The organism is Amycolatopsis sp. NPDC003731 (assembly GCF_053586895.1).
Window position 1 is genome coordinate 70,312 of sequence record NZ_JBSFNC010000018.1, and the last position, 20,715, is coordinate 91,026.

Genomic DNA, 20,715 nt, shown 5'->3' on the forward strand with positions numbered 1-20,715 from the left:
TTTTACTTGCCTCCCTGGACCGCGGACAGCGTCTGCTGCACCGTCGGGGTGACTGTGTCGAGCACCGGCTTCGGGTAGAAGCCGAGAACGATGATCAGCACGACCAGCGGCGCGAGGATCGCGATCTCCCGGCCGTTCAGGTCCGTGATGGCCTTCTTCGCGCCCAGCTCCGGCGCGATCGCCGTGCCCGGGCCCCCGCCGACGCCCACCAGGGCGTCACCGCGGACCGGGCCCTGGAAGACCCGCTGGTAGAGCCACAGGACGTACGCCGCGGCCAGGACCATGCCGACCGTGGCGAGGATCGTGTACACCGGCTGGTCCACGAAGGACCCGATGAGCACCAGGAACTCCGAGACGAACGAGTTGGTGCCCGGCAGGGACAACGTGGACAGACCGGCGAGCAGGAACAGCCCGGCCAGCAACGGGGTCACCTTGGCCATGCCGCCGTAGTCGGAGATGCGCGACGACCCGCCGCGCGCGATGACCAGGCCGATCACCACGATCAGCATGCCGGTCGCCAGGCTGTGGTTGAGCATGTACGTCGCCGAGCCGACCATCGCCTGCTCGTTGAACGCGAAGATGCCCAGCGAGATGAAGCCGAAGTGCGCGATGGAGACGTAGGCGATGAACCGCTTCATGTCCCGCTGCCCCGCGGCGAGGATCGAGCCGTAGAGGACACCGACCACCGAGAGCACCAGCACCAGCGGCGCCAGGGTCTTGCTCGCCTCCGGGAACATCGGCAGGCAGTAGCGCAGGAACCCGAACGTGCCGACCTTGTCCAGCACGCCGACCAGCAGGACGGCGACGCCGATCGGCGCCTCCCCCGCCGCGTCCGGCAGCCAGGTGTGGAACGGCACCAGCGGCGCCTTGATCGCGAAGGCCAGGAAGAACCCGAGGAACAGCCAGATCTGCGTGGACAGCGGCGCGTCGCGCACCACCGTCACCAGCGTGGCCCAGTCGAACGTGCCCTTGCCGAGCTTGTCCGAGGCCAGCGAGTACGCCCCGATCGCCGACGCCAGCATGATCAGGCCGCCGAGGAACGAGTACAGGAAGAACTTCACCGCCGCGTACTGCCGGTTCGCGCCGCCGTAGCCGCCGATGAGGAAGTACATCGGGATCAGCATGATCTCGAACAGCACGTAGAACAGGAAGACGTCGGTCGCGGCGAACACGCCGATCGTGAGCGCCTCCTGCAGCAGGATCAGCGACAGGAACCCGCCCGCGCTGCGCCCCTCCGGGAGCTTGTCCAGCGTGCCGAGCCCGCCGACGACGATCGGCACCAGCAGCGCGATCACCGCGATCATGATCAGCGAGATGCCGTCGGTGCCGAACGCGATGTGCACGCCGAAGCTGGGGATCCAGTCGAAGCTGGACGTCATCTGCAGCCGCGCGCCCGAAGGCGAGTAGCTGAGCCAGAACGGGATGATCAGCACCAGCTCGAGCAGTGAGAACCCGAACGCCGTCAGCACCGCGGCGCGGTCGTTCCCCTTGAGGAACGCCAGCACCAGGGAGCCGGCGAGCGGCACCAGGATGAGGATGAGCAACCAGGTCATCAGGAGAACCTCACCAGCAGGAGAGCCGCCAGAAGCAGGAACGTGCCGCCCAGCATCGACAGCGCGTAGGACCGGACGAACCCGGTCTGGAGCCGCCTGAGCCGGCCGGACCCGCCGCCGAGACCGGCGGCCAGGCCGTTGACCGCGCCGTCGACGCCGCGGTTGTCGACGAACACCAGCGCCCGCGAGAGCCAGGTGCCCGGGCGGGCCACCAGCGTCTCGTTGAGCGTGTTGCCGTACAGGTCCTTGCGCGCGGCCCGGGTGACGAACGAGACCCGCTGGGGCTGCTCGACCGGGACGTCACGACGGAAGATCAGCCAGGCGATCAGGGCGCCGACCGCGGACAGCGCGACGGTGAGCCACGGGATCAGGGCCGCCGGAAGGGCACCGTGTTCGTGGTGCTCCGCCAACTCGCCGACGGTGGGGGTGAGCCAGGTCGCGAACCGGTTGCCGATCGCGAAGAAGGCACCGGCGCCGACCGAGCCGACCGCCAGGATCGCCATCGGGATCCACATGATCGGCTTCGCCTCGTGCGGGTGGAAGTCGTGCCCGTCGGCGGACTTGAGGTTCTCCCACCGAGCCTTGCCGAAGAAGGTCATCATCATCAGCCGGGTCATGTAGAACGCGGTGAGGCCGGCGCCGATGAGCGTGGCGAGACCGAACACCCAGCCCCGCCAGGCCTCCTGGCCGAAGGCCGCCTCGATGATGGCGTCCTTCGTGTAGAAGCCCGACAGGAGCGGGAAGCCGATCAGCGCGAGGTAGCCGAGGCCGAAGGTGACGAAGGTGATCGGCATCTTGCGCCAGAGGCCGCCGAACTTGCGCATATCGACTTCGTCGTTCATCGCGTGCATGACCGAACCGGCCCCGAGGAACAGCCCGGCCTTGAAGAAACCGTGCGCGACCAGGTGCATGATGCCCAGTGCGTACACGCCCGGGCCGAGGCCGACGGCCAGCATCATGTAGCCGATCTGGCTGACCGTCGAGTACGCCAAGACCTTCTTGATGTCGTCGTAGGCGCAGCCGATGACGCACCCCAGGAGCAGGGTCACCGCGCCGACCAGGGTGACGACCAAGCGGCCGTCCGGGGTCGCGTTGAAGATCGGGTTGGAGCGGGCCACCAGGTAGACACCCGCGGTCACCATCGTCGCCGCGTGGATCAGGGCCGACACGGGGGTCGGGCCCTCCATCGCGTCCGGGAGCCACGCCTGGAGCGGGAACTGGCCGGACTTACCGCAGGCGCCCAGCAGGAGCAGGATCGCCATCGCGGTGATCGCGCCCGTCGAGAACTTGCCGTCGCCGACCGCCTTGAAGACCTCGGCGTAGCCGGTCGAGCCCGCGTACTTGAACATGATGAAGATCGCCAGCGCGAGCCCGACGTCCCCGACGCGGTTCATCAGGAACGCCTTCTTCGCCGCGGTGGCGGCGGACGGGCGGCCCTGGTACCAGCCGATGAGCAGGTAGGACGCGAGACCCACGCCCTCCCAGCCCAGGTAGAGCGTCACGAAGCTGTTGCCCAGCACCAGGACCAGCATCGAGGCGACGAAGAGGTTGAGGTACGCGAAGAAGCGGTACCGGCCCTCGTCGTCGGCCATGTAGCCGATCGAGTAGTAGTGGATCAGCATGCCGACGCCGGTGATGAGCAGCACGAACGTCAGCGACAGCGCGTCGATCCGCAGCCCGAAGTCGATCTGCAGCGCCCCGACCGGGATCCACGAGTAGACCTTGGTGTCGGTCGTCGTGCCCGTGTCGGCGCTGAAGAACAGGATGACGCCGTAGACGAAAGCCAGCGTGACGGTGGCACAGCCGAGCAGATGCCCCCAGGCCTTCGCGCGCTTCCCCGCCAGCAGGAGGATCAAGGCGCCGAGACCGGGAAGGGCCACCAGCAGCCACGATGATGCGGTCACTCGGGGGTCTCCTAGTACTTCAGCAGGTTGGTGTCGTCGACCGAGGCCGAGCGCCGGGTGCGGAAGATGGCCATGATGATCGCCAGGCCGACCACGACCTCGGCGGCCGCGACGACCATGACGAAGAACGCCATGATCTGGCCGTCGAGCCCGCCGTTGATCCGGGCGAAGGTGACCAGCGACAGGTTCACCGCGTTGAGCATCAGCTCGATGCACATGAACACGACGATCGCGTTGCGCCGCACCAGCACGCCGACCGCGCCGAGCGCGAACAGCAGCGCCGACAGCAGCAGGTAGTACGTGGGGGTCATTCCTTCTCCCCTTCCGAAGCTCCCCCGGCAGAGGGTTCCGTACCGACCAGGGCGCGGGCGTCCGGGTGCGGGCCCTCGTCCGCGACGAGCTTGCGTTCCTTCGCCAGCTCGATCGCCGAAGTGGACTCGATGATCGCCGACAGCGACTCCGGGGCGACCGTGCCGTCCGGCAGCAGCGCCGGGGTGGCCACCGAGTTGGCGGTGGCGAAGACACCCGGGCCGGGCAGCGGCGACGGCCGGTCGTGCTCGCCGCGGAACCGCAGGAGCACCAGTTCCTTCTGCGTGAGCTTCCCGCCCTTGGCGTGCCGGTCGGTGAAGGCCAGCACCATCGCGCCGATCGCGGCGGTGATGAGCAGCGCCGACGTCAGCTCGAACGGGAACAGGTAGTCGGTGAAGATCAGCCGGCCGAGGCCCTTCGGCCCGCCGCCCGCGGGGGTGGCGGAGTCGAGCGGGACGGCCGGGGTGACGTTCGCCAGCGCCCGGTAGATGCCGGTGGCCAGCAGCGCGGCCAGCCCGATGCCGAGCACCGTCGCGGCCAGCCGCTGCCCGCGCAGGACTTCGACGACCGAGTCCGAGCTCTCCCGGCCGACCAGCATCAGCACGAAGAGGAACAGCATCATGATCGCGCCGGTGTAGACGATGATCTGGGTGAAGCCCAGGAACGGCGCCGACTGGATCATGTACAGCGCGCCCAGGCTCAGCATGGTCAGCACCAGCCACAGCGCCGAGTGGACGGCGTTGCGGGAGAAGATCATGCCGAGCGCGCCGAGCAGCGACAGCGGGCCGAGGATCCAGAACGCGATGGCTTCCCCGGTCGAGACACCCGCGGAGGCGTCCGGCGCGGCGGCCAGAACTGCGGAGATCACTTGACGCCCTCCCCGCGTGCCAGCTCGGGGCCGTTCACGTAGTAGTCCTGCTCGTTCTCGCCGAGCCGCATCGGGTGCGGCGGCTGCTCCATGCCGGGCAGCAGCGGGGCGAGCAGGTCTTCCTTCGTGTAGATCAGCCGCTGGCGGTCGTCGTCGGCCAGCTCGTAGAAGTTGATCATCGTCAGCGACCGGGTCGGGCACGCCTCGATGCAGAGGCCGCAGCCGATGCAGCGCAGGTAGTTGATCTGGTAGTCCGCGCCGTACCGCTCGCCCGGCGAGTACCGGGCTTCCTCGGTGTTGTCACCGCCCTCGACGAAGATCGCGTCCGCCGGGCACGCCCACGCGCACAGCTCGCAGCCGACGCACTTCTCGAGGCCGTCCGGGTGGCGGTTCAGCTGGTGCCGGCCGTGGTAACGCGGGGCGGCGGGCGCGCCGGCCTCCGGGTACTCCTCGGTGGCGACCTTCTTGAACATCATCCCGAAGGTGACGCCGAAGCCCTTGACGGGATCAAGAAACCCCATCTTGTGCCCCTTCCTTTGCGGTACCGACGGCCGCCGGCTTGCGGCGGGCCGCCTTCGCCTCGGCCTTGGCCAAAGCCTTCTGACGCGGGGTGGTCTGCGGCACCTTGAGGTCCAGCGGCGGGACCGGGAAGCCACCGCCGGTGACCGGGATGCTCTCGCTCTCCTCTTCCCGGCTCGCGGCCCGGACGTAGAAGAACAGCGCGACGACGATGAAGATCGCGACCGCGGCGATGATGATGGTCGCGGTGTTCCAGGCGATGACCTTCGCGAACGTCACCATGACGATCCAGACCAGGTTCAGCGGGACCAGGACCTTCCAGCCCAGGCGCATGAACTGGTCGTAGCGCAGGCGGGGCAGCGTGCCGCGCAGCCAGATGAACCCGAAGAGCAGGACGAACATCTTCGCGAAGAACCACAGCACCGGCCACCAGCCGGTGTTGAGGACGTTGTTCCCGATCAGCGACAGCGGCCACGGGGCCATCCAGCCGCCGAGGAACAGCGTCGTCGCGAACGCCGAGACGATCACCATGTTGACGTACTCGGCGAGGAAGAACATCGCGAACTTCATCGAGCTGTACTCGGTGTGGAAGCCGCCGACCAGCTCCGACTCGGCCTCGGGGAGGTCGAACGGGGCGCGGTTGGTCTCACCGACCATCGAGATCAGGTAGATCACGAAGCTCGGGACCAGGTAGAGGAACCACACCTTGTGCTGCGCGCCGACGATGTCGGCCAGGTTCAGCGACCCGGCCTGCAGGATCACCGCGACGATCGAGAGCCCCATCGCGATCTCGTAGGAGATCACCTGCGCCGCGGAGCGCATGCCGCCGAGCAGCGGGTACGGCGAGCCGGACGACCAGCCGGCGAGCACGATGCCGTAGACGCCGATCGAGGAGCAGGCCAGGATCACCAGCGCGCTGACCGGCAGGTCGAGCAGCTGCAGCACGGTCCGCTCGCCGAAGATCGACACGACCGGCCCGAACGGGATGGCCGACAGCGCGATCAGCGACGGCACCACGCACATGACCGGCGCGAGGAAGTACACCTTGCGGTCGGCGGTGTCCGGGATGATCTGTTCCTTGAACGGCAGCTTGATCGCGTCCGCCAGGGACTGCAGGTAGCCGCCCGGGCCGACCCGGTTGGGGCCGGGCCGGTTCTGCATCCGGCCGACCGCCTTGCGCTCCCAGACGATCAGGAAGATCGTCATGATCGGCCCGATCAGCAGGATGACCACGCACTTGAGCAGGATCAGCCACAACGGGTCGTCGGCCAGCAGCGCCGCCCGGGTAGCCGCGTCGGGCACGCTGCCCACAGCGGCTTCGGTCAGCAGCGGGGTCATTGCCCACCTCCAGCGAGGTTCACGACGGCGCCGTGCCCGGCACCGAGCGTCTTGAACACGGCCGAGCCGTCCGAGTTGCCCGGCAGCCACACGACACCGTCGGGCAGGTCGGCGATCTCCACCGGCAGCGTGATCGCACCGCGTTCGGTGCTGACGCGCACGGTGACGCCCAGCCCTTCGGCGGTCTTCGCGGACAGCCGCGCGACCGGCGTGCGCTGGGTGCCCTTGAGGTGCGGCTCGCCGTCCTGCAGGGAACCGTTGTCGATCAGCTGGCGCCAGGTCGAGAGGACCGCCTGGCCGGCCCCCGGCGTGGCGGGCGGCGCGACCTCGGCGGCGACGTGGCTCCAGCGCAGCGCCGAAGCCGGGCCGAGCTTCTCGAAGTCACCGCGCGCCGCGGCCGGCGTCTGCGTGAACAGGTCCGCGTCCATCTCGACGGCGAGCGTGTCGAGCACCCGGCAGTCCGGCAGGGCGCCGGTGCCTTCGATCGTCGTGTCGAACGGGCGGGTGCGGCCCTCCCAGTTCAGGTAGCTGCCGGACTTCTCGTCCGACGCCGCCACCGGGAGCACGACGTCCGCGCGCTCGGTCACCGCGCTGTGCCGCAGTTCGAGGCTGACCACGAACCCGGCGGTGTCCAGCGCGCGCAGCGCGAGGTCCGGGTCCGGCAGGTCGTACGGGTCGACCCCGCCGACGACCAGGCCGCCGAGCTCGCCGGCCGAAGCGGCCAGCAGGATGTCGGTCGCGTCGCGGCCCGGGGTGGCCGGGAGCGGGACGCCCCAGGCGTTTTCGACGGCGACGCGGGCGGCGTCGTCGCCGACCCGGCGGCCGCCGGGCAGCAGCGACGGCACGCAGCCGGTCTCCAGGGCACCCCGGTCGCCGGCGCGGCGCGGGATCCACGCGAGCCGGACACCGGTGCGCTCGACCAGGTCGTGCAGGGCGGCGAAGAGGCCGGGGATCGCGGCCGCGCGCTCACCGACCAGGACGACCGCGCCTTCGCCGCGCAGAGCCTCGTCGAGGTCCGGCGCGTGCTTGGCGATGCCTTCGACGGCCGCGGCCTCCTGGCCCGGGACGCAGGCGAGCAGCTCACCGAACGTCTTGCGCACCGACGACGTCGTCCACTGTCCCAAGTGGACGACCCGGGTGCGGTTCTTGCGGGCCGCCTTGCGCAGCCGCAGGAACACGATCGGGGCTTCGTCCTCGGGCTCGAAGGCGACGCACAGGACCGTGCGGGCCCGCTCGATCTCGCCGAAGGTGACGCCCGATTCCGGCGTCACGCCCACGACGTGCGAGGTGAGGAACGCGAGCTCCTCAGCCGAGTGCGGGCGGGCGCGGAAGTCGACGTCGTTGGTCTGCAGGGCGACGCGGGCGAACTTCGAGTACGCGTAGGCGTCCTCGACGGTCAGCCGGCCACCCGGCAGGACGCCGACCCCACCGTTCGACCGGGCCGCGGTGAGACCCTCCGCGGCGGCGCGCAGCGCGTCGGTCCAGGACGCCTCTTCCAGCTCACCGGTTTCGCGGTTGCGGACCAGCGGGCGCCGGATGCGGTCCTCGGCGCCGGTGTAGCGGAAGGCGAACCGGCCCTTGTCGCAGATCCACTCTTCGTTGACTTCCGGGTCGTCGCCGGCCAGCTTGCGCTGGACCTTGCCGCGGCGGAAGTCGGTGCGCTCGGCGCAGCCGGACGAGCAGTGCTCGCAGACGCTCGGCGCGGACACCAGGTCGAACGGGCGGGAGCGGAACCGGTAGGCCGCGCTCGTCAGGGCCCCGACCGGGCAGATCTGGATGACGTTGCCGGAGAAGTAGGACTGGAACGGCTGGCCGCTGGTCGTCCGCGACGCCAGGTCCAGGACGTCCGCCGTCTCCGCGGTGCCGATCTGCTGGTGGGCGCCGCGTTCGAGGAGCTCGATGAACGGGTCGCCGGCGATCTCGCGGGAGAACCGGGTGCAGCGCTGGCAGAGCACGCAGCGTTCGCGGTCCAGCAGCACCTGCGTCGAGATCGGCAGCGGCTTCGGGAACGTCCGCTTGGTGTCGACGAACCGGGAGTCCGTGCGGCCGTGGGCCAGCGCCTGGTTCTGCAGCGGGCACTCGCCGCCCTTGTCGCAGATCGGGCAGTCCAGGGGGTGGTTGATGAGCAGCAGCTCCATCACGCCCTGCTGGGCCTTGTCCGCGACCGGCGAGGTCAGTTGCGTCTTGACGACCATGCCGTCGGCGACGGTCATCGTGCAGGACGCCTGCGGCTTCGGCATCGGGCGGCCGCCCATCTCGACCTCGACCAGGCACTGGCGGCAGGCGCCGGCCGGGTCGAGGAGGGGGTGGTCGCAGAACCGCGGGATGACCGTGCCGAGGCGTTCGGCCGTGCGGATGATCAGCTCGCCCTTGGGGGCGATGACCTCTTCGCCGTCGATGACCAGCTTGACGTGGCCCTCGGGGACCGGCGTTTCGGTGGTTTCGGGCTTGTCGGGCGCGATCGTCATGCCTGCGCTCCCACGAGTTCGGGCTTGGTCTGTTCGTGCCGGTTCGCTTCGCACAGCGCGAGGAATTCCTCGCGGAAGTACTTGATGCCGCTCTGGATCGGCGACACCGCGCCGTCGCCGAGGGCGCAGAACGACCGGCCGAGGATGTTGTCGCAGACGTCGAGGAGGGTGTCGATGTCCTCCTCGGTGCCGTGGCCCTCGACCATCCGCTCGAGGATCTGCGCCAGCCAGTACGTGCCTTCGCGGCACGGCGTGCACTTGCCGCAGGACTCGTGCTCGTAGAACTGGGTCCACTTCATCACGGCCCACGGCACCGACACGGTCTCGTTGAAGACCTGGACGGCGGTGGTGCCCAGCATCGACCCGGCTTCCGCCGCGCCTTCGAAGTCCAGGGGAACGTCGAGGTGCTCGGCGGTGAACATCGGGGTGGACGAGCCGCCCGGGGTCCAGAACTTGAGCGGGATGCCGTCCTTCATGCCGCCCGCCATTTCGAGGAGCTCGCGCAGCGTGGTGCCGAGCGGGCACTCGTACTGGCCGGGCTTCTCGACGTGGCCGGAGATCGAGTAGATCTTCGGGCCGGGCGACTTCTCGCGGCCCATCTCGCGGAACCAGCTCGACCCGCCGTTGACGATGAACGGCGCGCTCGCGATGGTCTCGACGTTGTTGACCGTGGTCGGCGCGGCGTAGAGGCCCGCGGCGGCCGGGAACGGCGGCTTGAGCCGCGGCTGGCCACGACGGCCTTCCAGCGAGTCGAGCAGCGCCGTCTCTTCGCCGCAGATGTACGCGCCCGCGCCCGCGTGGACGGTGATCTTGAGGTCGAAGCCCGAGCCGAGGATGTTCTCGCCCAGGTAGCCCGCCGCTTCGGCTTCGCGCACGGCCGCGTTGAGGCGGCGGATGCAGTGCAGCGCCTCGCCGCGGACGTAGATGAAGCAGTGGTTGGACCGCATCGCGTACGAGGCGATGATGCAGCCCTCGATGAGCGAGTGCGGGTCCGCCATCATCAGCGGGATGTCCTTGCAGGTCCCGGGTTCGCCCTCGTCGGCGTTGATCACCAGGTAGTGCGGCTTGTCGAAGTTCGGCGGCATGAACGACCACTTGATGCCGGCCGGGAAGCCCGCGCCGCCGCGGCCGCGCAGGCCGGAGTCCTTGACCAGCTGGACGAGCTGCTCCGGCGTCCCGGCCAGGGCCTTGCGGACGGCGGTGTAGCCCTCGAGTGCCTCGTACGTCCCGATCTGCCAGGAGTTCGGCGACAGCCAGCGCTTCGTGAGGACGGGGGTAATGGGATCGGCCATTACTTCTTCTCCACTTCTGGCAACGGCACATCGGAAGCCACCGGGGCGACCCAGCCGCGGTCCTGCGCGAGCTTCGCGCCCCGCAGCGTCTCGACGGCCTGCGACGGGCCGTCGACGTCCCGGCGGTAGGCCGCTTCGTCCTCCGGGAAGAACCCGGCGAGCTGCAGCTCGGCGCCCTTGAAGTTCGTCAGCGGCGCGCCGCGCGTCGGGGCCGGCTTCTTGCCCGCCTGCAGCGCGTCGACCAGCGCGACGGCCTTGTCCTCGGTCTGGTTGTCGAAGTACTCGTAGTTGACCTGGATGACCGGCGCGAGGTCGCAGGCCGCGAGGCACTCGGCGTGCTCGAGGGTGATCGAGCCCGGCTCGTTCGGCGTGCCCGCGGTCTCGTTGTGCCCCAGCGGTTCCTCTTCGGACCCGAGGTGCGTCTGGAGCTTCTTGTAGATCGCGTCGCCACCCATGGCCGCGCACAGCGTGTTGGTGCAGACGCTCACGAGGTGCTCGCCGCACGGCTTGCGCTTGTACATCGTGTAGAACGTCGCGACCGCGCTGACCTCGGCGTCGGACAGGTCGAGCTGCCGCGCGCAGAACGCGATGCCCTCCTGGCTGACGTACCCCTGCACCGACTGCACGAGGTGCAGCATCGGCAGGAGCGCCGAGCGGGACATCGGGTAGCGCGCGATGAGCTCCTGCGCCTTCGCGTGGATGTCCGCGTCGAAGATGTCCTCGAGGGGCGTCTCGGTGATGATGCCGGCAGCCACTTCCGGGTCCGGCGCGATGGCGACGACGTCGGTGTCGGGCCCGGCCGCGGCGTGGGTCGTCGCGGAGTAGCTGGGGCCCGGCTCGGGAACTGCTGTGGTCATCGGTCCACTCCCCCCATGACGGGGTCGATCGAGGCGATGGCGGCGATCACGTCGGCGACCAGGCCGCCCTCGGCCATGGCGGGCATCGACTGCAGGTTCACGAAGCTCGGTTCGCGCACGTGGACCCGCAGCGGCCGGGTGCCGCCGTCGGAGACCAGGTGCGCGCCCAGCTCGCCGCGAGGTGACTCGACCGCCGCGTAGACCTGCCCGGCCGGGACCTTGAAGCCCTCGGTGACCAGCTTGAAGTGGTGGATCAGGGACTCCATCGACTGGCCCATGATCTTCTTGACGTGCTCGAGCGAGTTGCCCATGCCGTCGCTGCCGATGGACAGCTGCGCGGGCCAGGCGATCTTCTTGTCCTCGACCATGACCGGGCCCGGCTCGAGCTTCTCGAGGCACTGCTCGATGATCTTGAGGCTCTCGTGCATCTCGTGGACGCGGATCAGGTAGCGCGACCAGCAGTCGGCGCCGTTGTCCACGGGCACGTCGAAGTCGAACTCGTCGTAGCAGGAGTACGGCTCGGTCTTGCGCAGGTCCCAGGGCAGGCCCGCGGACCGCAGCACCGGACCGGTGACGCCGAGCGCGAGGCACGCGTCCACCGGCAGGTAGCCGACGCCCTTGAGCCGGTTGCGCCAGATCGGCTGGCCGGTGAAGAGCTTGTCGTACAGCGGGAGGCGTTCCTTCATCGTCTTGATGAACGCCTTGACGACCTCGACGTAGTCGGCCGGCATGTCCTGCGCGAGGCCGCCGGGGCGGATGAACGCGTGGTTCATCCGCAGGCCGGTCAGGTGCTCCAGCAGGTGCAGCACCTCTTCGCGCTCGCGGAAGCCGAGCGTCATCGCGGTGGTGGCGCCGAGCTCCATGCCGCCGGTGGCGATGTAGACCAGGTGCGAGCCGATCCGGTTGATCTCCAGCAGCATCACGCGTAGCAGCTGCGCGCGGCGCGGGGCTTCGATCTGCAGCAGCTTCTCGACGCCGAGGCAGTACGCCATCTCCGTCGAAAGCGGGGCCAGGTAGTCCATGCGCGTCACGAAGGTGACGCCCTGGGTCCAGGTCCGGTACTCGCAGTTCTTCTCGATGCCGGTGTGCAGGTAGCCGATGACCGACCGCAGCTGCGTGACGGTCTCGCCCTCCATCTCCAGCACGAGCCGGAGCACGCCGTGCGTCGACGGGTGCTGCGGGCCCATGTTGATGACCATGCGCTCGTCGTGCTGGGCGTCGGCGATGACGTCGTCCCAGTCGCCGCCCGAGACCGTGTAGACGCGGCCTTCGGTGGTGTCGCGGGAATCGGCGTAGCTGACGTCGTCGGTGCTGTCGCTGCCTTCGGCGGTGGTCGACGTGCCCGTGGTGACGTCGGAAAGGTTCTCGGTGCTCACGAGTACGACCTCCGCTGGTCCGGCGGCGGGATCTCCGCGCCCTTGTATTCGACCGGGATCCCGCCGAGCGGGTAGTCCTTGCGCTGGGGGTGGCCGTCCCAGTCGTCCGGCATCAGGATCCGGGTCAGCGCCGGGTGGCCGTCGAAGACGATCCCGAACATGTCCCAGGTCTCCCGCTCCTGCCAGTCGGCGGTCGGGTAGGTCTCGACCAGCGACGGCACGTGCGCGTCCTCGACGTCGAGGGTGACCTCGAGGCGGATGCGGCGCCGGTAGGTCAGCGACGTGAAGTGGTAGACCGCGTGCAGCCGCTGCGGGACGTCGACGCCGTAGTCCACCCCGGACACCGAGGACAGCAGCTCGAAGCGGAGGCCGCCGTCGTCGCGCAGGGTCTTCGCGATCGCGGGCAGGTGCTCGCGGGCGACGTAGAAGGTGATCTCGCCGCGGTCGACCGTCGTCTGCAGGATCGCCTCGGCGGGGATCTTGCGTTCGGCCAGCGCGGCGTAGAACTCGTCGGCGAACTGGTCGAACCAGCCGCCGTACGGCCGCTCGGCCGGCGCCGGGCTGTACGCCGGGAGCCGGACGCCGCCGTAGCCGGAGGTGTCGCCGGTGCCGTGGACGCCGAACATGCCCTGGCGTTCGCGCCCGGTGACGACCGGCTCGGCCGCGCCCGGGCCCTTCGCCGTCAGGCCGGTTTCGGCTCGCTCGGCGCTGGACTGCTCTTCGCCGGGTTGGGGGTTCTCAGTCATCGCTCTACTTCTTCGCGTACTTGATCGAGGACGCGACGAGCTCGGTGCGCTCCCCGCTCGCGGCGCGGATGGCGGCGCGGCGGGCGTTGATCGGCTCGTCCTGGATCTTGGCGTGCAGCTTGAGGATCGCGTCCAGCAGCATCTCCGGCCGCGGCGGGCAGCCGGGCAGGTACATGTCGACCGGCACGATGTGGTCGACGCCCTGGACCACGGCGTAGTTGTTGAACATGCCGCCGGAGGAGGCGCAGACGCCCATGGCGAGCACCCAGCGCGGCTCGGCCATCTGGTCGTAGATCTGGCGCAGGACCGGGGCCATCTTCTGCGTGACGCGCCCGGCGACGATCATCAGGTCGGCCTGGCGCGGCGTCGCGCTGAAGCGCTCCATGCCGAAGCGGGCGATGTCGTAGCGGGAACCGCCGACCGTCATCATCTCGATCGCGCAGCAGGCGAGGCCGAAGGTGGCGGGCCACAGCGAGTTCTTGCGCGCCCAGTTGACGAGGCCTTCCAGGCTGGCCAGCAGGACGCCGTTGGGGAGTTTTTCTTCCAGGCCCATGGGTCTAGTTCCAATCCAGGCCGCCGCGCCGCCACACGTAGGCGTACGCGAAGCCGACCGTCGCGATGAACAGCAGGATCTCCACCAGGCCGAACGTGCCCAGCGCGTCCGCCTGCACGGCGAACGGGTAGAGGAAGACCATCTCGATGTCGAACAGGATGAACAGCATCGCGGTGATGTAGTACGCGACCGGCATCCGCCCGGCGCCGACGAGCGGCTGCGGGGACGGCTCGATGCCGCACTCGTAGGCGGAGAGCTTGGCCTTGTTGTACCGGCTGGGTCCGACGAGCGGCCCGAGCAGGACCGACAGCACGGCGAACGCCAAGGCCAGCACGAACAACAGGACCAGGGGCAGGTAGGGCTTCAGGCTCGGGGCCTCTTGGGCCAGCTGCACCGTGTCGGTCCGGGTCAGCAACGTCAGCACGGGGTCTTCGCCATCCTTTCCGCGCCGCTGCGGTTGTGCTTGTGGTGGGGAACCGCTGGGCCTCGTCGGCACCCTAAGGGACCTGGGTCACACCGCCGAGGGTCAGGGTCTCCTTACGGCCCGTGGCTGGACCGTGAGCAGCTTGTGAAATAGTTCACAAGCCACTCGTCGCGGATGTGAAGGGATTCACAAAGCATGGGGGGAGTCTAGGACGCGACTCACACTCTTGTCCCTAGTACCCCGTGTTATAAGGGTCGCCTAAGTTCCCTCGCCATCGTTGTCACGGGTCGGCAACACCGCGCGCGCGACCTGCGCGAAGGGGTTTCAAGATCGCGATCCGGGCGGACAAAACGGGCGCTGACCTGTGATCTATCCCACTGACCGCACGGCCAACTTGTTAGGCCACTCGTGTGTCCGCGCGCGAGAAAGCCCGGCACGGGAGCCGTGCCGGGCCCTCGGAAATCCGGTCAGCGCGGGCTCGGGGTCACCTTCGCCAGCGCCGCGATCAGGCGGTCGACGCCGTCGCCGCCCTTGGCGTCGTAGCAGCCCGAAAGGCCCTTGTAGACCAGCGGCAGCAGCTTGTTGATGCGCAGGCCGTACTTGGTGCACGCGTGCATGATCTTCGGCTTGCCGATGATCTTCGCGAACACGTTGCCCAGCGCGTAGTAGCCGCCCATCAGCTCACCGACCGCCCGCGGGTACGCCTCCAGAGCCCGCTCCCGCGAAGGCCCTTCGCGCCGCGCAAGCGCCTGCACGACGACCTCCGCGGCGATCTGCGCCGACTCCATCGCGGCCGAGATGCCTTCGCCGTTGAACGGGCTGACCATGCCGCCGGCGTCGCCGAGCAGCAGCAGGCCGTCGCGGTAGTGCGGGGTGCGGTTGAAGCCCATCGGCAGCCCGGCGCCGCCGACCTTGCCGATCGCGTTCTCCTCGCGGTAGCCCCACTCCTCAGGCGTCCCGTCGAGCCATTGCCGCAGCAGCGCGCGGTAGTCGGTGTTCCGGAACGACGCCGAGGTCGAAAGCATGCCGAGGCCGACGTTGACCGTGCCGTCGCCGAGCGGGAACGCCCAGCCGTAGCCCGGCAGCAGCTTCGGGTTCCGCGGGTCGGACTTGTCCCACAGTTCGAGGTGGCCCTCGATGAACGGGTCGTCGTGCCGCGGGCTCTTGTAGTACTGGCGCACGGCGACGCCCATCGGGCGCTTCTCGTTCTTCTGGATGCCGACGCTCAGCGCGAGCCGCGCGGACACGCCGTCGCAGGCCAGCACCAGCGGCGCGTAGTACTTCACCGGCGTCTTCTCCGGGCCGACCTTCGCCTCGACGCCGACCACGCGCCCGCTCGCGTTCGTGATCGCGCTGGTGACGCTGGTGCGCTCGTACAGGCGCGCGCCCGCCTTCACGGCGAGCTTCGCGAGGAGGTCGTCGAAGTCGTGACGGGTGCGGGACACGCCGTACGGCGGGTAGCTCGTCAGGTCGGGCCAGTCGAGTTCCAGCGTCAGGTCGCCGGTGAGGATCCGCAGGCCGCGGCTGTGCACCCAGCCCGCGTCGGTGGCTGTATCTATTCCAAGGTCGATCAGCTGCTTGACGCCGCGCGGGGTCAGGCCGTCGCCGCAGACCTTCTCGCGGGGGAACTCGGTCTTCTCGAGCAGCAGGACGTCGACGCCTGCGCGGGCCAGGTAGGTGGCCACGGTGGAACCGGCGGGTCCGGCGCCGACGACGATGACTTCGGCGTCCTGGTCTGCGGTGCGTCGCGTCATGAACGCGAGTTTAGGCAGGCTTTCGGGCGCGGTGGATCGCCACGACCCCGAATGTGAGGTTCAACCACTCGACGTCGGTCCAGCCGGCGCTCGCGATGATCTCGCCGAGGGTCCGCTGGTCGGGCCAGGTGAGCATGGATTCGGCCAGGTACTTGTACGCCTCGGGGTTGGACGACGTCCTGCTGCCGACCCAGGTCAGGAGCTTGAGGACGAACCGGCGGTGGATGAACCGGATCGGGGCGAACGGCGGGGTCGAGACCTCGCAGATCACCAGCCGGCCGCCCGGCTTGACCACCCGGGCGATCTCGGTGAGCGCGGCCTTCGGGTCGACGAAGTTGCGCAGCGCGAGGGAGATCGTGACGGCGTCGAAGCTCTCGTCGGCGAACGGCAGGTTCAGCGCGTCCGCGGCGACCATCGGGACCTTGCGGTGCAGGCCGGCGCGGAGCATGCCGAAGGAGAAGTCCGCGGCCAGGCACCACGCGCCCCCGCGGGCGTACTCGACGGTCGACACCCCGGTGCCGGCGGCGAGGTCCAGGACCCTCTCGCCGCGGCGGGCGTCGAGGACGCGGGCGGTGGTGGTCCGCCAGCGCCGGTCGAAGCCGAAGGTCATGAACGAGTTCGCCCGGTCGTACCCGGACGCGACGCCGTCGAACATCGCGGCGACTTCGTGCGGGTCCTTGTCCAGGCTTGCGCGTGACATGGGTCGAGATTAGTCCGGGTACTTCAGCGGAACGTCGCCAGCATCCCGGCCACCGCCGCGGGCCAGGTGAACTCCTCCGCCCTCGCCCGGGCCGCGGCCCTGCGCATGTCCTCCGGGCTGTCCAGGAGCCCGGTCACCGCTTTCGCGAACGCGGGCGCGTGGTCGTCCACCGCCGCGCCGCACCCGGGCCGCACGATCTCCCGCAGCGCCGACGACGCCGACACCACCACCGGCGTCCCGGACGCCAGTGCCTCCAGCGCGGCGAGGCCGAACGTCTCGTGGGGGCCGGGCGCGAGGGAGACGTCCGCGCTGGCCAGCAGCCGGGCGACGTCGCCGCGGCCCGGCAGGAACCCCAGGAACGTCACCGGCAGGCCGCGCGCCCGGCGTTCCAGGGCCCGCCGCCGCGGCCCGTCACCCGCCACCACCAGCCGCACCTTCGCCCCGGCCTCGGTCAGCGCCGCGACCGTGTCGACACTGCGCTCCACGTGCTTCTCCGGCGACAGCCGTCCACAGTGGACTAACAGGGCGTCCGCGCCGGCGGCGAGGTCGGTGCGCCAGCCGTCGTCGCGCCGGGCAGGCCGGAACGTCGTGAGGTCGACGCCGAGCGGGACGCGGCGGACGTTCGGCGCGGCGATCCGGTCGAACTCCGCGCGCGCGAACGCCGTCGTGCAGACCACCGTGTCGTAGCCGGCCGCCATCCGCCGGTTGGCGGCGTCGGCGACCCGGCGGGCCATCGGCGCGGGCAGCAGGAACTGCTCCAGCAGGCGGTCGAGGCGTTCATGGGAGATGACCGTGCTGGGCACGCCGTGGCGGCTCGCCCAGCCGCCCATCCCCCGCAGCGTCAGCCGGTCGGACACCTCCAGGCGGTCCGGTTCGAGTCTGCGCAGGACCGCGCGGACCCGGTGCGGGTCGACGGCGCGGTAGCCGCCGGTGCCCGGGATCCGCGGCGCGGGCAGGGAAAACCGGCGGACACCGGTCGGCAGGACCTCGTCGGCGTACCGGCGCCCGGGCACCACGAGCGTCACCTCGTGCCCGCTCGCGACGTAGCCGGCGCCGAGGTGGTGCAGCGCGGTGCGCAGCCCGCCCGAGCGCGGCCCGTAGAAGTTCGCGAGCTGGACGATGTGCATGTCAGGCCGCGCGGGCGGCCCGGCCGCGCACGGCTTCGTAGTGCCCGACCAGCTCGTGGCAGACCGCGGGCCAGGTCCGGCCCAGCACCACCTTGCGCGCCTTCTCGCCGAGCCTCGCGCGCAACGCGGCGTCGCGGAGGGCGTCGACCTTCTCGACGAGCGCCGGGCCGAACTGCTCGCGGTCCGCGGGCAGCAGGTAGCCGGTGCGGCCGGGCAGGACGAGGTCCTTCGGACCGCCGGCGTCCGGGGCGAGGACGGGCAGCCCGGAGGCCATCGCCTCCTGCACCGCCTGGCAGAACGTCTCGTGCGGTCCGGTGTGGACGAAGACGTCGAGGCTCGCGTACGCCTTCGAGAGGTCGTCGCCGTACTTCGCGCCGAGGAAGGCCGCACCCGGCAGCTGCTCTTTGAGCGCGGGCAGTTCGGGCCCGTCGCCGACGACGACCACCCGGATGCCCGGCACACCGGCCAGCGCGGCCAGCCGGTCGACCTCCTTCTCGGGCGCCAGCCGGCCGACGAACCCGACGAGCAGCTCGCCGTTCGGCGCCAGCTCGGCCCGCAGCGCGGCGTCGGCGTGGTCCGGGGAGAAGCGCTCGATGTCGACGCCGCGCGCCCAGCGGTGCACGCGCGGGACGCCGTGGAGCCGCAGCTGCTCGACGGAGTCGCTGGACGGCGCGAGGGTCCGGTCGGCCCGCGAGTGCAGCCGCCGCACCCACCGCCACGCGGCGCGGGCGGCGATGCCGAAGCCGTACGCGGCGGCGAACCCGGCGATGTCGGTCTGGTAGACGGCGATCGACGGGACGCGCAGCCGTCTCGCGGCGGCCAGCCCGCGTGCGCCGACGACGAACGGCGACGCCAGGTGCACGACGTCCGGGCCGAACGCGGCCAGCGCGTTGAGCACGGTGCGCGTCGGCAGGCCGATCGGCAGGGAGCTCACGCCGGGGACGTCGAGCGCGGGGATCCGGATCACCGGGGCGCCGCGGTAGGAGTCCGGGCCCGGGCCGGGGGCGATGATCAGCACGTCGTGGGCGCGTTCGCGCAGGTGCTCGACGACCCGCAGGACGGAGTTGGTCACGCCGTTCACCTGGGGCAGGAAACTTTCGGTGACTATGGCGACTCGCACGTCTTGGACGATCGCACCCGATCCTGGCGACCGCGTGACACGGCGGCCAACGCTGCCGGAACAGATCGGCTACGACATGTCATCTCAAGGTCGCGTGCCGGAAACCAGGGTGGCCCAGACTAAGCAGGCATGACCCTCTTGTCCTCACGGCCGCCGCGGCCCGTCGAGCCCGGCCTGCTGTCGAGGGCGCTCGAAGTGGCCGGGCGGCTGGCCAACGACGCCACCGACGTGATCACCGCGACCGCCGGCCGCGGCGCCCACCCTTCCACGCTGGACTCGCCGTTCGACTGGGTCACCGACACCGACCGGATCCTGGAGCGCCACACCCGGCGCGTCCTGACGGCGGAGTTCCCGGGCATCCCGGTGGTCGGCCACGAGTTCGGCGCGGACCACGGCGCGGACGTCGCGGAGTACCGCTGGGTGGTCGACTCGGTGGACGGAACGGCGAACTACGTGGCCGGCGTGCCGTGGTGCGCGTACAGCCTGGCCCTGGTGGACGCGGCCGGGCCGGTGGTGGGCGTGGTGGCGGACCCGTACCGGGCCCAGATCTACGCCGCGGCGCGCGGCCGGGGAGCCCGCGCGAACGGCAAGCCGATCCAGCTGGCGGACCGCTGCGTGACGGCGGGAGCCCTGGTCTGCACCGAGCTGGCCCGGACGGGCCCGTGGCCGGGGATGGGCGGCTTCATCGAGCGAGCGGCGGCGGCCCATGCGGGGGTGCGCGTGCTGGGCTCGGCGGCGTTGTCGATCGCCCAGGTGGCGTTGGGCCACGCGGCGGCGGCGGTGCTGCACAGCTACCACGAGTGGGACGTGGCGGGCTCGGTGGCGATGGCGATCGAGGCGGGCGCGGTGGTCCTGGACAAGCACGGCGAGGACACGGCCCTCCCCACGGACGGCCTGCTCGTGGCGGCCCCCGGAGTGGCGGACGAGGTCCTCGGCTGGTGGCAGGAGACGGCGGGCTAATCGGGTTGCGGCCGGGGTGAGGATCGGAGCATGCCTCTTCTCCGCACCGCGCGTCTCTCGCTCGTGCCGCTGGCCGACGAGCACCTCGAGCTGGAGTACGAGCTGGACTCGGATCCGGAGGTGATGAGGTACCTGACCGGCCGCGCCTCGACCCGCTCGGAGGTTTCGGCGGCTCACGCCCGCCGGATGGCGGTGGCGCCCGGGTTCGGATTTTGGATGGGCTTCGCGGCTTCGGACTTCGTCGGCTGGTGGCTCCTGCGGCCGCCGAACGGCCCGGACCAGCCCTACGCCGAAGGCGAGGCGGAGCTGGGGTACCGCTTGCTGCGCCGCCAGTGGCGGAAGGGATATGCCCGCGAGGGGTCGCTGGAGGTGCTCCGGTACGGCTTCGAGGACCTGGGGCTCGACCGGATCTTCGCCCAGACGATGGCGGTGAACAAGCCATCCCGGGCAACGATGGCCTCGGCGGGGATGACGTTCAAGCGGGCATTCATCTCGGCCGGGGAGTACGAGGACCCGGTAGAGGGGGCGGAGCAGGGCGAGGTGGAGTACGAGATCACCCGAAGCACCTGGCTGAAGACGGCAGGCTGAGCGGGCTTTCACCCAAGGCGCACCGACGCTCCGGCGCGCCCCCGGTGCGGCTGCCAGCGCTCTTCGAGTGTCGCGAATGACTCATTCGAGACCTCGGACGTCCCGAATGAAGCTTCTATGTCAAGTTGTGGTTTGTAGTCGGTGGTGGTCGTTGAGCAGGGCTGGGTAGATGGTGTTGGTGAGGTGGCGTTTGAGTGCGCGTAGTGCGGCTTTGCTGCTGGCGTGGGGACGTTGTCCGGTCCATCGTTGGCGGTAGTCG

At 70.1% G+C, this 20,715-nt stretch carries 19 protein-coding genes; 2 read left to right on the forward strand and 17 right to left on the reverse strand.

What is annotated here, in order from left to right; genetic code table 11:
• Nucleotides 1-2: 2 nt before the first annotated feature.
• The 17 genes from ACWDN5_RS10610 to ACWDN5_RS10690 all read right to left on the reverse strand — a co-directional run bounded on the left by ACWDN5_RS10610 (nt 3) and on the right by ACWDN5_RS10690 (nt 18,860).
• Nucleotides 3-1,553, reverse strand: a complete 1,551-nt coding sequence (locus ACWDN5_RS10610) for an NADH-quinone oxidoreductase subunit M (protein ID WP_449675973.1) — start codon at nt 1,551-1,553, stop codon at nt 3-5.
• Nucleotides 1,553-3,457 carry an NADH-quinone oxidoreductase subunit L gene (gene nuoL, locus ACWDN5_RS10615; protein ID WP_310967869.1) on the reverse strand — a complete coding sequence of 635 codons (1,905 nt, stop codon included), beginning with the start codon at nt 3,455-3,457 and terminating at the stop codon, nt 1,553-1,555. The genes ACWDN5_RS10610 and nuoL overlap by 1 nt, the downstream gene beginning before the upstream one ends.
• Nucleotides 3,458-3,468: 11 nt before the next feature.
• Nucleotides 3,469-3,768 (reverse strand): NADH-quinone oxidoreductase subunit NuoK, encoded by a 300-nt coding sequence (nuoK, locus tag ACWDN5_RS10620; protein ID WP_003081840.1) that lies wholly within the window; start codon nt 3,766-3,768, stop codon nt 3,469-3,471.
• Complete coding sequence (locus ACWDN5_RS10625) at nt 3,765-4,634, reverse strand: NADH-quinone oxidoreductase subunit J (RefSeq protein WP_310967870.1); 870 nt, start codon at nt 4,632-4,634, stop codon at nt 3,765-3,767. The genes nuoK and ACWDN5_RS10625 overlap by 4 nt, the downstream gene beginning before the upstream one ends.
• Nucleotides 4,631-5,155, reverse strand: a complete 525-nt coding sequence (nuoI, locus tag ACWDN5_RS10630; RefSeq protein WP_003081846.1) for an NADH-quinone oxidoreductase subunit NuoI — start codon at nt 5,153-5,155, stop codon at nt 4,631-4,633. Before nuoI ends, ACWDN5_RS10625 begins: the two co-directional genes overlap by 4 nt.
• Nucleotides 5,142-6,491 carry an NADH-quinone oxidoreductase subunit NuoH gene (gene nuoH / locus ACWDN5_RS10635; protein WP_310967871.1) on the reverse strand — a complete coding sequence of 450 codons (1,350 nt, stop codon included), beginning with the start codon at nt 6,489-6,491 and terminating at the stop codon, nt 5,142-5,144. The genes nuoI and nuoH overlap by 14 nt, the downstream gene beginning before the upstream one ends.
• The gene (locus tag ACWDN5_RS10640) at nt 6,488-8,959 is read right to left on the reverse strand and encodes an NADH-quinone oxidoreductase subunit G (RefSeq protein WP_449675976.1); all 2,472 of its coding nucleotides are present in this window, start codon (nt 8,957-8,959) and stop codon (nt 6,488-6,490) included. The genes nuoH and ACWDN5_RS10640 overlap by 4 nt, the downstream gene beginning before the upstream one ends.
• Nucleotides 8,956-10,251 carry an NADH-quinone oxidoreductase subunit NuoF gene (gene nuoF, locus ACWDN5_RS10645; protein WP_310967873.1) on the reverse strand — a complete coding sequence of 432 codons (1,296 nt, stop codon included), beginning with the start codon at nt 10,249-10,251 and terminating at the stop codon, nt 8,956-8,958. Before nuoF ends, ACWDN5_RS10640 begins: the two co-directional genes overlap by 4 nt.
• The gene (gene nuoE / locus ACWDN5_RS10650; RefSeq protein WP_449675978.1) at nt 10,251-11,108 is read right to left on the reverse strand and encodes an NADH-quinone oxidoreductase subunit NuoE; all 858 of its coding nucleotides are present in this window, start codon (nt 11,106-11,108) and stop codon (nt 10,251-10,253) included. The genes nuoF and nuoE overlap by 1 nt, the downstream gene beginning before the upstream one ends.
• Nucleotides 11,105-12,484, reverse strand: a complete 1,380-nt coding sequence (locus ACWDN5_RS10655; protein ID WP_310967875.1) for an NADH-quinone oxidoreductase subunit D — start codon at nt 12,482-12,484, stop codon at nt 11,105-11,107. The genes nuoE and ACWDN5_RS10655 overlap by 4 nt, the downstream gene beginning before the upstream one ends.
• Nucleotides 12,481-13,230, reverse strand: coding sequence for an NADH-quinone oxidoreductase subunit C (locus tag ACWDN5_RS10660; RefSeq protein WP_310967876.1), 750 nt, complete (start codon nt 13,228-13,230; stop codon nt 12,481-12,483). Before ACWDN5_RS10660 ends, ACWDN5_RS10655 begins: the two co-directional genes overlap by 4 nt.
• 4 nt (nt 13,231-13,234) lie before the next feature.
• Complete coding sequence (locus ACWDN5_RS10665) at nt 13,235-13,783, reverse strand: NuoB/complex I 20 kDa subunit family protein (RefSeq protein ID WP_043783847.1); 549 nt, start codon at nt 13,781-13,783, stop codon at nt 13,235-13,237.
• A gap of 4 nt (nt 13,784-13,787) precedes the next feature.
• A complete protein-coding gene (locus tag ACWDN5_RS10670) occupies nt 13,788-14,207 on the reverse strand; it encodes an NADH-quinone oxidoreductase subunit A (protein WP_206790918.1) in 420 nt (139 codons plus the stop codon).
• A 467-nt stretch (nt 14,208-14,674) separates the two neighbouring features.
• Nucleotides 14,675-15,961 carry a geranylgeranyl reductase family protein gene (locus ACWDN5_RS10675; protein WP_449675979.1) on the reverse strand — a complete coding sequence of 429 codons (1,287 nt, stop codon included), beginning with the start codon at nt 15,959-15,961 and terminating at the stop codon, nt 14,675-14,677.
• A 10-nt stretch (nt 15,962-15,971) separates the two neighbouring features.
• Nucleotides 15,972-16,661, reverse strand: a complete 690-nt coding sequence (locus ACWDN5_RS10680; protein ID WP_310967878.1) for a class I SAM-dependent methyltransferase — start codon at nt 16,659-16,661, stop codon at nt 15,972-15,974.
• 23 nt (nt 16,662-16,684) lie between these two features.
• Nucleotides 16,685-17,788 carry a glycosyltransferase gene (locus ACWDN5_RS10685; RefSeq protein ID WP_449675981.1) on the reverse strand — a complete coding sequence of 368 codons (1,104 nt, stop codon included), beginning with the start codon at nt 17,786-17,788 and terminating at the stop codon, nt 16,685-16,687.
• Between the two features lies 1 nt (nt 17,789).
• Complete coding sequence (locus tag ACWDN5_RS10690) at nt 17,790-18,860, reverse strand: glycosyltransferase family 4 protein (RefSeq protein ID WP_449675983.1); 1,071 nt, start codon at nt 18,858-18,860, stop codon at nt 17,790-17,792.
• 177 nt (nt 18,861-19,037) lie between these two features.
• Here ACWDN5_RS10690 and ACWDN5_RS10695 point away from each other — a divergent pair, with 177 nt between their 5' ends.
• Both ACWDN5_RS10695 and ACWDN5_RS10700 read left to right on the forward strand, forming a co-directional pair.
• Complete coding sequence (locus ACWDN5_RS10695; RefSeq protein WP_206790910.1) at nt 19,038-19,868, forward strand: inositol monophosphatase family protein; 831 nt, start codon at nt 19,038-19,040, stop codon at nt 19,866-19,868.
• Nucleotides 19,869-19,898: 30 nt separating this feature from the next.
• Nucleotides 19,899-20,456 (forward strand): GNAT family N-acetyltransferase, encoded by a 558-nt coding sequence (locus ACWDN5_RS10700; RefSeq protein ID WP_449675984.1) that lies wholly within the window; start codon nt 19,899-19,901, stop codon nt 20,454-20,456.
• Nucleotides 20,457-20,715 lie beyond the last annotated feature (259 nt).

Bases quoted from the DNA above. Each gene is read 5' to 3' on its own strand.
- ACWDN5_RS10610 (WP_449675973.1), bottom strand. From the start codon at position 1,553: ATGACCTGGTTGCTCATCCTCATCCTGGTGCCGCTCGCCGGCTCCCTG.
- nuoK (WP_003081840.1), bottom strand. From the start codon at position 3,768: ATGACCCCCACGTACTACCTGCTGCTGTCGGCGCTGCTGTTCGCGCTC.
- nuoI (WP_003081846.1), bottom strand. From the start codon at position 5,155: ATGGGGTTTCTTGATCCCGTCAAGGGCTTCGGCGTCACCTTCGGGATG.
- nuoH (WP_310967871.1), bottom strand. From the start codon at position 6,491: ATGACCCCGCTGCTGACCGAAGCCGCTGTGGGCAGCGTGCCCGACGCG.
- ACWDN5_RS10640 (WP_449675976.1), bottom strand. From the start codon at position 8,959: ATGACGATCGCGCCCGACAAGCCCGAAACCACCGAAACGCCGGTCCCC.
- nuoF (WP_310967873.1), bottom strand. From the start codon at position 10,251: ATGGCCGATCCCATTACCCCCGTCCTCACGAAGCGCTGGCTGTCGCCG.
- nuoE (WP_449675978.1), bottom strand. From the start codon at position 11,108: ATGACCACAGCAGTTCCCGAGCCGGGCCCCAGCTACTCCGCGACGACC.
- ACWDN5_RS10660 (WP_310967876.1), bottom strand. From the start codon at position 13,230: ATGACTGAGAACCCCCAACCCGGCGAAGAGCAGTCCAGCGCCGAGCGA.
- ACWDN5_RS10665 (WP_043783847.1), bottom strand. From the start codon at position 13,783: ATGGGCCTGGAAGAAAAACTCCCCAACGGCGTCCTGCTGGCCAGCCTG.
- ACWDN5_RS10675 (WP_449675979.1), bottom strand. From the start codon at position 15,961: ATGACGCGACGCACCGCAGACCAGGACGCCGAAGTCATCGTCGTCGGC.
- ACWDN5_RS10680 (WP_310967878.1), bottom strand. From the start codon at position 16,661: ATGTCACGCGCAAGCCTGGACAAGGACCCGCACGAAGTCGCCGCGATG.
- ACWDN5_RS10685 (WP_449675981.1), bottom strand. From the start codon at position 17,788: ATGCACATCGTCCAGCTCGCGAACTTCTACGGGCCGCGCTCGGGCGGG.
- ACWDN5_RS10695 (WP_206790910.1), top strand. From the start codon at position 19,038: ATGACCCTCTTGTCCTCACGGCCGCCGCGGCCCGTCGAGCCCGGCCTG.
- ACWDN5_RS10700 (WP_449675984.1), top strand. From the start codon at position 19,899: ATGCCTCTTCTCCGCACCGCGCGTCTCTCGCTCGTGCCGCTGGCCGAC.